Annotated in this window: 11 protein-coding genes; 6 read left to right on the top strand and 5 right to left on the bottom strand. The window is 69.5% G+C overall.

The annotated features are described in order from the left end of the window. A partial coding sequence (locus tag MSZK_RS21650) for a Calx-beta domain-containing protein (RefSeq protein WP_233211439.1) occupies positions 1 to 2856 on the top strand: 2856 nt, incomplete at its 5' end. A gap of 7 nt (positions 2857 to 2863) precedes the next feature. Here the strand turns inward: MSZK_RS21650 and MSZK_RS21645 are convergent. From MSZK_RS21645 to MSZK_RS21635, 3 genes are all read right to left on the bottom strand, one after another. Next, complete coding sequence (locus tag MSZK_RS21645) at positions 2864 to 3622, bottom strand: enoyl-CoA hydratase (protein ID WP_099250655.1); 759 nt, start codon at positions 3620 to 3622, stop codon at positions 2864 to 2866. 30 nt (positions 3623 to 3652) lie between these two features. Beyond that, positions 3653 to 4972 (bottom strand): hypothetical protein, encoded by a 1320-nt coding sequence (locus MSZK_RS21640; protein WP_142389978.1) that lies wholly within the window; start codon positions 4970 to 4972, stop codon positions 3653 to 3655. Between the two features lie 88 nt (positions 4973 to 5060). After that, entirely contained in the window at positions 5061 to 5600 is a 540-nt protein-coding gene (locus MSZK_RS21635; protein WP_158230616.1) for a TetR/AcrR family transcriptional regulator, read from the bottom strand. Between the two features lie 156 nt (positions 5601 to 5756). On the opposite strand from MSZK_RS21635, the gene MSZK_RS21630 reads away from it, so the two are divergent. Then, a complete protein-coding gene (locus MSZK_RS21630; RefSeq protein ID WP_099250652.1) occupies positions 5757 to 6029 on the top strand; it encodes a DUF2277 family protein in 273 nt (90 codons plus the stop codon). Beyond that, a complete protein-coding gene (locus MSZK_RS21625) occupies positions 6026 to 6571 on the top strand; it encodes a DUF1802 family protein (protein ID WP_099250651.1) in 546 nt (181 codons plus the stop codon). The genes MSZK_RS21630 and MSZK_RS21625 overlap by 4 nt, the downstream gene beginning before the upstream one ends. Here MSZK_RS21625 and MSZK_RS21620 read toward each other — a convergent pair. Continuing rightward, positions 6530 to 8203 (bottom strand): CocE/NonD family hydrolase, encoded by a 1674-nt coding sequence (locus MSZK_RS21620; protein WP_099250650.1) that lies wholly within the window; start codon positions 8201 to 8203, stop codon positions 6530 to 6532. The two genes, MSZK_RS21625 and MSZK_RS21620, sit on opposite strands and share 42 nt — an antisense overlap. A gap of 92 nt (positions 8204 to 8295) precedes the next feature. Here MSZK_RS21620 and MSZK_RS21615 point away from each other — a divergent pair, with 92 nt between their 5' ends. The 3 genes from MSZK_RS21615 to truB are packed head-to-tail and all read left to right on the top strand — an operon-like array spanning position 8296 to position 10786. Next, on the top strand, positions 8296 to 9231 hold the full coding sequence (locus tag MSZK_RS21615; protein WP_099250649.1) for a metallophosphoesterase: 936 nt from the start codon (positions 8296 to 8298) through the stop codon (positions 9229 to 9231). Further along, on the top strand, positions 9228 to 9896 hold the full coding sequence (locus MSZK_RS21610; protein ID WP_099250648.1) for a 4'-phosphopantetheinyl transferase: 669 nt from the start codon (positions 9228 to 9230) through the stop codon (positions 9894 to 9896). The genes MSZK_RS21615 and MSZK_RS21610 overlap by 4 nt, the downstream gene beginning before the upstream one ends. Continuing rightward, on the top strand, positions 9893 to 10786 hold the full coding sequence (gene truB / locus MSZK_RS21605) for a tRNA pseudouridine(55) synthase TruB (protein WP_255414243.1): 894 nt from the start codon (positions 9893 to 9895) through the stop codon (positions 10784 to 10786). Before MSZK_RS21610 ends, truB begins: the two co-directional genes overlap by 4 nt. Here the strand turns inward: truB and MSZK_RS21600 are convergent. Next, entirely contained in the window at positions 10742 to 11794 is a 1053-nt protein-coding gene (locus tag MSZK_RS21600; RefSeq protein ID WP_158230615.1) for an AraC family transcriptional regulator, read from the bottom strand. The genes truB and MSZK_RS21600 overlap by 45 nt on opposite strands. Positions 11795 to 11860: the final 66 nt, after the last annotated feature.

Raw genomic sequence — 11860 nt, 5'->3', positions numbered from 1 at the left:
GACGCCACGGACTCGGCGGGCTCGGCCGCTCCTGCAGCGCGCTCGGTCGGCTCGTCGCGGCGGGCCACGCGCGCGGGATCCGACGGTACGCCCGGCCCGCAGAAGAAGTCAGCCGGCCGGGCGCAGGACACCCGACCGAGCCCTGCGCAACGCTTGGGCGTGCGGGTGTCGACCGCGCAAGAGCCTGCGGCGCAAGCAAACTCGGCGGCGGACCGCGGTCAGCCCGGTAGTGCCGAGGAAGCCCCGGGTTCGGTCGCCGCGACGGTGACCACGATGACGTCGGACGCACACGCCGGCGCGGTCGTCGCGGTGGCCTCGGTGCAGCAGGCCGAGGAGGCGCCGGTCCGCCAGACGGCGGTCGCCGCCGCCCGTCCGGCGAACATCCTCTCGGGCTTCCTGTCATTGCTGGGAGTGACGCCGGGCACCGGTCTGCCGACGCCGCCCGCGCAATTGCTCACCGGTGCACTGGCTTTGGTCCGACGCGAGATCGAGGCCCTGGTGGCGCGCGTGTCGGCCCTGATCCCCGCCCCTATCACCCACAGCCTGTCAGCCGGGCTCAGCGTGGCCTCGGCCACCACCGGAACCACCACGACGATCACCTGGGCGTGGGGGTCCAACCCGGTGTTGGCGTTCAATCCGGCCACCGACAAGCTGGATTTCGGCTGGATGCAACCCGGCCAGTTCACCGTCACCGAGAAGTCCGGTTCGGTGCTGATCGGGGTCGTCGACAACAACCACACCTACACGTTGCAGGGTGTCACCCTGAGTCAGCTGCAGATGAGCAACATCGTCGCCAAGGATGCCGGCACCGTGGCCAAGTGGCAATCGCTGATCAGCGGCGCGCAGACGGCGTTGCCCAGCGTCTCGGTCGCCGACACCAGTGTGACCGAAGGCAACAGCGGCACCACCAACGCCGGGTTCGTGCTCACGCTGTCCAAGGCCAGCACCAAACCGGTGACCGTCAGTTACACGACGGCCAACGGTTCGGCCACGGCGGGCCAGGACTACACCGCGGCTTCGGGCACCGTCACGTTCGCTCCGGGGGTGACCTCGCAGACGGTCAACGTCAGCGTGCGCGGCGACACCGCTGTGGAGTCGGACGAGACGTTCACCGTCACGCTGTCGAGTCCGTCCGGGGCCACCCTCGGTCGGGCCACCGCGACCGGCACCGTGAAGAACGACGATGTGGCCGTCCAGTTGCCCAGCGTGTCGATCGGCAGCGCCACTGCGGCAGAGGGCAACAGCGGCACGACGAACATGATGTTCACCGTCACGCTGTCCAAAGCGTCGACAGCGACCGTCACGCTGAACTACGCCACCGCCAACGGTTCGGCCACGGCGGGCCAGGACTACACGGCGCGCTCGGGCACCGTGACCTTCGCGCCCGGGGTGGTCTCGCAGACGATCACCGTGAGCGTGCTCGGCGACACCACGGTCGAATCCAACGAGACGTTCACCGTCACATTGTCGAATCCCTCCGGTGCCACCATCGCCACCGGTTCGGCGGTCGCGACGATCACCAACGACGACACCGCGACCACACCCGGCGGCACCGCCCAGTGGGGCAAAGCGTTCTTCGCGCCGTACGTGGACATGGGCGCCTGGCCGGTGCCGAATCTGCTGGGGCTGTCCAAGACCTACGGCACCTCGCTGATGACGCTGGGTTTCATGCAGGCCGATGCCAACGGTAATCTCGCCTGGGCGGGATTGGCTGCCCTGGAACCGAATTCGACCACCGACCAGGCCAAGGCGATCAACGCCTCGATCGCCGAGTTCAAGGCGGCGGGCGGGGACGTGATGATCTCCTTCGGCGGTGCGTCCGGCACCAGCCTCGCGCAGGTCTACGCAGCCAAGGGCCGCAGCGCCCAGGATCTCGCCAACGCCTACGCCGCGGTCGTCGACACCTACGGTGTCACCCACATCGATTTCGACATCGAGGGTGCCGCAGTCGCGGACCCGGCGTCGATCGCGCTCAACAGCCAGGCGCTGGCCCTGCTGCAGAAGGCCAAGCCGGATCTGCAGATCTGGTACACCCTGCCGGTGTTGCCCACCGGACTGACCGCCGATGGCGTCAACGTCGTCGACTCGGCGGTCAAGGCGGGGGTCAAGCTCGCCGGCGTCAACGTCATGGCGATGGACTACGGCGAATCCGCCGCGCCGACCAGCGGACCCAACGCGAAGACGATGGGCGCCTACGCAATTCAGGCGGCGCAGTCGACCTATTCGCAGATGTCGACGCTGTACGCCAAGTACGGCCAGAGCTTCGCGTGGAGCCAGATCGGGGTCACCCCGATGCTCGGCGTGAACGACGTCCTCACCGAGGTGTTCACCGTCGCCGACGCTCAGGCGCTCGAAGACTTCGCGCGTACCAAGGGAATCGGCATGCTGTCGATGTGGCAGGTGCTGCGCGACACCCCGGGCACCCTCGGGCAGGCCTCGACCGGCGCCTCCGGGCTCAGCGACCCGCAGGGCGCCTTCAGCGCGGTGTTCAACGACTACGGCACGATCAACGTCGTCAACTACGGAAGCGGCGGCACGGGCACGGGCACGGGCGGCGGCGGTGGCACCCCGGTGACCGGCGGCACGTCGACCACCATCACCTGGAACTGGGGTGCCAACGCGGTGCTGAACTTCGACCCGGCGAAGGACACGCTGGACTTCGTCTGGATGCAGGCCGGGCAATTCGACGTGACCGAGAAGTCCGGCTCGACGGTGATCACCATCGTCGGCAACAACAGCAGCTACACCCTGCGCGGGGTGACGTTGCGTCAACTGCAGATCGGCAACATCGTCGCCAAGGACGCCGGCACGCTGGCCAAGTGGCAGGCCCTGATCGCCGCCGCGAAAGCGGTGTGAGGGCAGGCTATTTGACCTGCGAGCGGCCCCGCTCGATCACCGAGGCGCGGCTGGCGGCGATGTCGTCGCCGGTGGCGACGGCCATCCACGCACGCGCCGAGTCTGCTTCGATCCAGAGCCCGGAGCCGGTCTGGTCGGTGTCGATCCGGTGGTAGGAGGCCAGCAGCGCCCGCACGGCCTTCTGGTTGTTGCCGACGATCGAGGTGGCCACCGCCCGGGCGGCCGCCGGCAGTTCGTCGTGGGGGACGACCTGGGTGACCAGACCGGTCCGTAGCGCCTCGTCGGCGGACAGGTAGTCACCGGTCAGGCTCATCCGGCGGGCCATCCCGACGCCGACCTTCTGCGGCAGCCGCACGCTCAGACCCCACGTCGGCAGCAGGCCGACCCGGGCGTGGGTGTCGGCGAACCGGGCGCGGTCCGACGCGATCAGGATGTCGCAGTACAGCGCCAGCTCCAGCCCGCCGGTGACCGCGGCACCGTTGATCGCGCCGATGACGGGCTTGGTCATCGGCGGCCACTTCGGTGAGATGTCGGGCAGCTCGGTGGTGTCGCCGAGTTCCTTGAGGTCCAGGCCCGCGCAGAACACCGGGTCGGCGCCGGTGACGATGACGACGTCGACGTCCTCGTCGGCCTCGGCGTCACGCAGCGCACTGAAGAACCGGCTGCGCAGCGCGCTGGAGAGCGCATTGCGGGCGCCGGGCCGATTCAGGGTGATCGTGCGGATCCGGTCGGTGGTGTCGATGAGCAGGATGTCGTCGCCGGTCATACCGACACCGTATCGGTCTCGTCAGCTGCCTCAGCGTGCCGTCCGGCTCAGTGGGCGATGCGGTCCCGTCGGAAGGTGCGGCGAGCCGCCGGCACCGGCTACCGCCGCGGCGGGCGGCGGTGGACCGGGGAAATCGAGCGCCGCCGCCGGGCGCGGGCCGGCCACCTGGGATCCCATGGGCACGGGCAGTCGCAGCGGCTTGCGCAGAGTCATGCCGTGCGTCGGGTCGCCGGCAGCTGCCGGTCGCGGCCGCACTGTCACGGCTGCCGGGATGGCTGCCGGTACGTCGCGTGCGGCCCTGAGTTGGCTCAAAGCGCTTGGGGGAGAGGCCAATATCGGCTGGGGTGCGGGTGAATCCCAGCCGGTTCCGGCCAGTTCGGGGGCCGCGCAGGCGCCGATCGCGGACTGCAGGTGCTCTTGAATCCCGGAGATCTGGTCGGGACCGGATCGCAGCGACGCCTGCCGTATCCGCGCGGCGGGGGAGGCGCAGTCGCCGATCTCGACGAGACCGCCGAACAGCGGGACACCACCGACCGCACTCGGGGTGTACCAGGCCAGCCACATCGGGCCGATCGCGTCGGCCCTGCTCTCCTCGATGACGGTGGACAAGTCCTGCGCGGCCACCGCCGGGTCGGCGGACACCATGGCCTGCACGGCTCGCACTCCGTCGTGGTCGATCCGCACTCCGAAGACATCGACGGGAATGGCGCCGAGGAACCGCTCGATCCGCGTCTGGCCGTCGGCGCTGAGCGGGAAGGCCGCGCTCATCCGCGGGGTGCGCGGTGAGGGTGTCGCCGGTGACACCGACATGGTCAGCGCGGTCGACCCGGCGCGTCGCCGCACGGCGTCGAGGACGGCGGCCCCAGGCGTGTCGGTTCCGGTGATCGACAGCCGATTGACGGCGCCGTCGTCGCTGCGCAACCAGTCGATCTTGCCGTCCACGTCGGTGGCGATGGCCCGGAGTTGTTCGGCGTCGCCGGCAAGCTGGGCCGCGTCGATGTGGGCGTGGCGGCTGATGGTGGCCGGCTTGTCGGGTGTCACCCAGAACTGCACGTTCTGGGTGTAGTTCGCGGTCAATCGCACCGGGGCGTCGGTGATGCGCTCGGCGATGGCCATCAACTCGGAAGGCGTCGCGGTCGGGGCGTCGACCGCGATGGTGAAGGTGAAGCCCGCGCCGTAGCGCTCGTCGGGATATACCCACGCGTCCGTGACCCCGGGCATGGCGATCAGGGTGGCCTGCAGGTCGTCGGCCGCCTGGGTGAGGGTCGGAGCGCCGCACCCGGGCAACGCGGCGGCACCGATCAGCAGGGCGAGCGTCGCGCAGGTTCGGCCCATTCGTCGTACGAGCAACCACACCTCCTGCGTGTCCGTGGCTGCTGCAAATCTACGTGTGCGGCCCGGCTCGGTGTCCGCGCCGGGCCGAGGCGGCGGCGAGAAATCACTCAGGCAGACCGGCAGCGCCGTTGATCTCGGTGAGCTCGCACGCCGTCAGGACCCATCGTCCGACGATCAGCGTGACCAGAAGCTCTGCCCGCTGGTCTCCCTCGCCGGGTGGTACCGCTGCCGCACAGATGCGGCGCAGGTCGTCGGCGATGCTGGTGATCCGTGGCGCGACGTCGGCGATCCGGTGCGACTGGGCCAACGACGTCCCCAAGAGCGCACATGCCAGCGCGACGTCGTGTTCAGGTGGGGACGCGAGGGTCTCCGGTCGCGCTGCGGTCGGCAGGACGACCTCGCAGGCCCGGTCGAGTGCGGCCCGGTACAGCGGGGCCTTCCCGGGGAAGTAGTGGTGCACGGCCGTTCGGGTGATGCCGACGAGGTCGGCGACCTCTCGGAGGGTGGCCGCGTCGTACCCGCGGTAGGCGAACATGCGTACGGCCGCGGAGATGATCATCTCGCGCCGCATGTCGGTGTTCGAGCCGCGCGGCCTGCCGACCGACCGTTTGACCGGTCGAGTCGGTGCCAGTCCCGCGGCCATGATGCACCCTTCTCGTCCCGTCATTCGACGGCTTGGCGGCCAGGCTAGGTGCCGAACGTGTGAGTGAGATGGGTGTGGGATATCAATCTGATCAACGCCGATCCGCTGCCGACTCCGCGCTCGACGGCAGGATCCGCCGGCGGGCATGCTGGGGTCATGTGCCGAAACATCACCGAGTTGCGCGGTCTGCAGCCCGCGGCCACCGCCGAGGAGATCACCGCGGCCGCCCGTCAATACGTCCGCAAGGTCAGCGGGATCGCACGCCCGTCCGACGCCAACGCCGACGCTTTCGAGGCCGCTGTCGCCGAGGTCGCAGCCACCACGGCGCGGCTGCTGGCGCAGCTGCCCGCCCGCCGTCAGCCGCCGAAAACCATTCCACCGCTTCGTCGCCCCGAGGTCCGGGCGCGACTGGCCGCCGGGCCGGGATGACGACCGCGCTCAAGGAGTGGAGCGCGGCGGTGCACGCCCTGCTCGACGGCCGCCAGACGGTTCTGCTGCGCAAAGGCGGAATCCACGAAAAGCGGTTCGCGGTCGCGGCCGAGGAATTCCTGTTGTTCCCGACGGTCGCGCACAGTCACGCCGAACGGGTGCGTCCCGAGCACCGCGACCTGCTCGATGCCTCCGCGCCCGACAGCACCGACGATCACCTCGTGATCCGCGCGGCGGCGAAAGTCGTTGCCGCGGTGCCGGTATCGAATCCCGAGGGGCTGGCCGACATCGAGGATCTGCACATCTGGACGGCCGAGTCGGTGCGGGCCGACCGGCTGGATTTCCGGCCCCGTCACCTGCTGACCGTGCTGGTGGTGCAGGCCGCGCCGCTGGTCGAGCCGACGCGGCTGGCTCGGACGCCGGACTACCGGGGCTGCACCAGCTGGGTTGAGGTGCCCACCCTGGCACGGCCGGGTGAGCCGGTGCACGGCGCGGCCGCGCTAGCCGGGATCGCCGACCGGGTCCGCGCCGCCGTCGGGTGAGGGCAGGCCTGCCGAGGCGGGCAGGATCAGCCGGGACACGCCGCCGGCACCGTGGTGCACGGTGTGCACGGCCGGAACCATCCGCCGCCCGGTCAGCACGGGCTCGCCGGTACCCAGGTTGCGGGCGTAGCGCGGGTGCGAGCCGCCGGCGACGAGCACCCGGATCTGCGTACCGGCGGCGAAGCGGTGTGCGATCGAGTCGAGTTCGATACGGATCGGGCCAGGCGACGGTGCGGTCAGCCTGCGGTAGCCGTCGCTGACGTTGCGCGAACGCCCCTGCGCGTCGATCTCGCTGACCCGGACGAACAGGTCGACGTGGTCGATGTCGGCGCTGTGGGCCAGTTCCAGCACGGGGCTGCCGAACACGTACAGATCGGCGTCCAGCGGGCCGCTGGTGAAGCTCAAGACGTCGGCGCGCCGGGCCAGCGCCGTGTCGTCGCGGTAGCCGCTGTTCTGCGACAACAGCCGCCCGCCGAGCGTCGGGGTCGGATCGGCGGGGTGGTAGCGGAACGTGGACGCGACGGCGTCCGCCGGCGGCGGTGGGGCGGCCAGCCGCCCTCCGGGTTGCAGGTACAGCACACCTTCGCCGGTCGCCGGCGGCCACTCCGGGAGGTCGATCCAGCCGTGGTGGGCGACGTACACCCGCACCGGGCTGCGCCGGCCCGTCGTGCCGGCACCGGCCAGATGGGCGCCGAGCCAGCTCAGCGTCTCGGTGGCCGCGGCGCCACCGGCCTTGGTGATCATGTCGATGTGTGCCCACGGCCCGACCGTCAGCGCGACGTCCACACCGCGGTCACGCAGGTGCCGATACTGCACCAGGGTCTGATCCAGGAACAGGTCCTGCCAGCCGGTGATGAGTAGCACCGGAACCTCGCACCGGTCGAGTGCTGCCGTCATGCGCATGGTGTCCCAGAACGGGTCGTCGGGCTCGGGATGTTCGATCCAGGACTCGTACCACGGAGACGCGGCACCCAGCAGCTCTCGGCCCGCACTGCCCAGGGGCAGGCCACCGGTGGCGCGTTCCAGCCGGCGTGCCGCCCGGGTCTGGAACGCCAGCCGACGAGGCATTGCGTCCTCCTGGTGGGCCATCATGTCCGACCAGCCCAGGAAGTCGGTCAGCGTGAACGAACCGGTGCCCCAGGAGGACGCGTGGAAGTCGTGCGGCCCGACGGTGACCACCGCGGCGGCCAGTTCGGGTGGCGGATCCGACAACAGGGCCCACTGGGTGTAGCCCAGATAGGACAACCCGATGGTGGCGAAGCTACCGGTGAACCAGGGCTGCTCGCGCAACCACGCCACGGTGTCGGCGGCATCGTCGGCCTCGTGGACCATCGGCACGAAGTCGCCGCCGGAGCCGAAGGTGCCGCGCACGCTCTGCAACAGCACGTGGTAGCCGCGGGCGGCGTAGAGCCGGGCGTAGACCAGCGAGAACGGGAAGGAGCGGCCGTAGGGGCAGCGGACCAGGATGGTGCCCAGCGGCGCGTCGACGACGGGTGCGTAGTGGGTGGCGCGCAGCACCGCGCCGTCGCGCATCGGCACCTCGACGCCGCGATGGACGACGTAGTCGCTGGTCGGTGGGGCGATCCGCAGTATGCGAGCGATCGCGCGGTCGAAGAACGGAGTGCTCGGCACACCGATCAGCCTAGGCAGGGCGTCTCGAGTTGCCGGGTGCACCCGGACCGCGGGCGGGTGTCCGCGGCCGCCCGCCAGTAGTCTGGCCTGTTGTGGCACCCACGCTCTGGGCGATCAGTGACCTGCACACGGGTCACACCGGCAACAAGCCGGTCACCGAATCGCTGTATCCCTCGACGCCGGACGACTGGCTGATCGTCGCCGGCGACGTCGCCGAGCGCACCGACGACATCCGCTGGTCGCTGGATCTGCTGCGCCGCCGGTTCGCGAAGGTGATCTGGGTGCCGGGCAATCACGAACTGTGGACCACCGGCAAGGACCCGGTCCAGGTGTTCGGCCGGTCCCGGTACGACTACCTGGTGAACATGTGCGACGAGATGGGCATCGTCACTCCCGAGCATCCGTTCCCGGTGTGGACCGAGCAGGGCGGCCCGGCGACGATCGTGCCGATGTTCCTGCTGTACGACTACACGTTCCTGCCGGCGGGTGCGAGCACGAAGGCCGAGGGGCTGGCGATCGCCAAGGCCGCCAATATCGTGGCCACCGACGAGTTCCTGTTGTCCAGCGAACCGTATGCCACCCGGGATGCGTGGTGCCGGGATCGCCTGTCCTACACCCGAAAGCGCCTCGAAGAGCTGGACTGGATGACGCCGACGGTGCAGGTGAACCATTTCCCGATGCGCCGTGAGCCCTGCGATGTGCTGTTCTTCCCCGAGTTCTCGCTGTGGTGCGGGACGACGGAGACGGCCGACTGGCACACCCGCTACAACGCGGTGTGTTCGGTGTACGGCCACCTGCACATCCCGCGGACCACGTGGTACGACGGGGTGCGCTTCGAGGAGGTGTCGGTCGGCTATCCGCGAGAATGGCGGCGCCGCAAGCCCTATCGATGGTTACGCCAGATCCTGCCCGATCCCCAGTACGCACCGGGCTACCTCAATGACTTCGGTGGCCATTTCGTGATCACCCAGGAGATGAAGGAGCAGTCGGAGAAGTTGCGCGACCGGCTGCGCAGTCGACGCGGATGAGCGAGCTGATGGCAGCGGTGCTGCCCGATCTCGCCGGCCTGGTCTACGCCGAGGCCTACGCCGACCCGCCGGACCTGATGCCGCTGCCCGAGGAAGAACCGCTGATCGCGAAGTCGGTTGCCAAGCGGCGCAACGAGTTTGTCACCGCCCGGCACTGCGCGCGGGTGGCACTGGGGCAACTGGGCCTGCCACCGGTGCCGATCCTCAAGGGCGACAAGGGCCAGCCGTGCTGGCCCGAAGGTGTGGTGGGCAGCCTCACCCACACCGAGGGGTATCGCGGCGCGGTGGTCGGTCGCACCGAGACGATCCGGTCGGTGGGTATCGACGCCGAACCGCACGGTGTGCTGCCGGACGGGGTGTTGAACGCGATCAGTCTGCCCGCCGAGCGCTACGAGATCGCCGCGCTGCCCGGTGGGCTGCACTGGGACCGGATCCTGTTCTGCGCCAAGGAGGCAACGTACAAGGCGTGGTTCCCGCTCACCGAGCGCTGGCTGGGTTTCGAGGACGCCCACATCACCTTCGACGTCGACGCGACCGGTGTCGCGGGCGGCTTCGTGTCGCGGATCCTGATCGATCCGGCCGCCCGCTCGGGTCCGCCGCTGACTGAGCTCGAGGGTCGCTGGTCGGTAGGCGGCGGGCTGGCGTTGACGGCGATCGTGTTGTGAGCAAGCCGAGTCCCGCGCCCGGCATCGTCATTGTGGACAAACCGGCGGGTATGACCAGCCATGACGTGGTGGGCCGCTGTCGTCGGCTGTTCGGCACCCGCAAGGTCGGGCATGCGGGCACCTTGGACCCGATGGCCACCGGTGTGCTGGTGATCGGGATCGAGCGGGCCACCAAGATCCTGGGTCTGCTGACGGCCACCTCCAAGACCTACACCGCCACCATCCGGCTGGGCCGGTCCACCACCACCGACGACGCCGAAGGTGAGGTGGTGCAGGACGTGTGCGCCGACCACGTCACCGACGAGCAGATCGAGGCGGGTATCGCGGCGTTGCGCGGCGACATCTTGCAGCGGCCGTCGTCGGTGAGCGCGATCAAGATCGGCGGCAAGCGTGCGTATCAATTGGCCCGCGAGGGTCAGGCGGTGGAACTGGCGGCACGGCCCGTGCGCATCGACCGGTTCGCGATCCTGGACACCCGCCGCGACGGCCCGTTCGTCGATCTCGACGTCGAGGTGGATTGCTCCTCGGGCACGTACATCCGGGCCCTGGCACGCGATCTCGGTACCGGGCTCGGCGTCGGGGGACACCTGACCGCACTACGGCGCACCCGGGTCGGGGGATACGGACTCGATCACGCGCGCACCTTGGATGCCCTGGCCGACGATCCACAACTGAGTTACTCCCTGGACGAGGCGTGCCTGCTGGCGTTCGTGCGTCGCGACATCACCGAGGCCGAGGCGGCCGACGCCGGCCACGGCAGGCCGCTCGCGGCGGCGGGCATCGACGGGGTCTATGCCGCAACCGATCCCGACGGACGGGTGATCGCGTTGCTCGAGGACAAGGGTTCACGGACGAGGTCCGTCGTGGTGATCCGGCCCGCGACCCTGTGACCGCCGGCTCGGCGGGTGTCCGGTCCACCGCACGTGGGCGCGGGTGAACGCGGCCGCCTCGGCATAGCCCAGCCGCCGGGCCGTCTCCTCGACGGTCAAACCGGAGTCCAACAGTTCGGCGGCCAGGGTGGCGCGGACCTCGTCGAGGAGCGCGCGGAAGCTGGTGCCTTCCGCGGTGAGCCTGCGATGCAAGGTGCGTTCGGTGATCGACATCTCCCTGGCCACGTCGGCCATCGACGGCATCTGCGCCGAATTCGAAATGATGCGGGTCCGCACGGTGGCGGCCACGCCACGACGCGCCCTGCGCCGGTCGAGCAGTTGCTCGCATTCCCGTATGCAGATCGCCGCGGTCTGCGGGTCGGCCGCCGGCATCGGCTGGTCGATCAGGTCCGCGGGGAACACCAGGGCGTTACGGGGGCCGTTGCGCACGGTGATCGTCACGTTGTCGAGCTCGACGGTCTCGACGGGCAGGGTCAGCTGGGCCAGTTCGATGCGAAACGACATCGGGGGATGATCGGAGCCGACCAGCATCGGTAGCAAGCGCAGCACCATGCCGAAGTCTCGCTCGATCAGGAATTGTCTGAGATCGGAGGGGATTTGGGTGTCGTCAATGGCGACAACGGCTTCCGTTCCGGTAACTACGGGTGCTGACAGACTCAGGTAGGAGGCGGACAACGCGATGTAGCGCCACGCCACGTCGATGGCATCCCCGAACGTCGGACTCGACATCAGCGCGTAGCCGAGGATGCCGGTATCGGCGAAGCTGTACCGCGATCCCGCCTCCATCCCCAACCCGGTCCGGTGTCCCAGATGGGCGATCACGTTGCGGACGATGGCCATCTCCTGGGCGGAAGTGATCTCCGCGCCGGGCGCCAGGAGGTCGGCGGGTGTCAGCCCGGTGCCGTAAAGGCATGTCGCGGAGTCCAGTCCGTGCTGGGCAGCGGCTTCGACGACATGACGACCCGTCGCCGACGGCCGGGCCACGTCGAGTCCGGAGATGGCGGGCATATGTCCGAAAATATCAAGTCGATGTCCGAAACGGACATTCATTCCGGCGTCGCGCGTCCTTAATGT

The sequence above is a fragment of the Mycobacterium sp. shizuoka-1 genome (assembly GCF_002723835.1).
Classification (GTDB): Bacteria; Actinomycetota; Actinomycetes; order Mycobacteriales; family Mycobacteriaceae; genus Mycobacterium.
This window is presented reverse-complemented; position numbering and strand designations above follow the sequence as displayed.

What these genes read in the sequence shown, in the direction of transcription:
- MSZK_RS21635 (WP_158230616.1), bottom strand. Translation starts at nt 5,600, where the DNA reads ATGGCCGCGGGACTGGCACCGACTCGACCGGTCAAACGGTCGGTCGGC.
- MSZK_RS21625 (WP_099250651.1), top strand. Translation starts at nt 6,026, where the DNA reads ATGACGACCGCGCTCAAGGAGTGGAGCGCGGCGGTGCACGCCCTGCTC.
- MSZK_RS21645 (WP_099250655.1), bottom strand. Translation starts at nt 3,622, where the DNA reads ATGACCGGCGACGACATCCTGCTCATCGACACCACCGACCGGATCCGC.
- MSZK_RS21610 (WP_099250648.1), top strand. Translation starts at nt 9,228, where the DNA reads ATGAGCGAGCTGATGGCAGCGGTGCTGCCCGATCTCGCCGGCCTGGTC.
- MSZK_RS21630 (WP_099250652.1), top strand. Translation starts at nt 5,757, where the DNA reads ATGTGCCGAAACATCACCGAGTTGCGCGGTCTGCAGCCCGCGGCCACC.
- MSZK_RS21600 (WP_158230615.1), bottom strand. Translation starts at nt 11,794, where the DNA reads ATGCCCGCCATCTCCGGACTCGACGTGGCCCGGCCGTCGGCGACGGGT.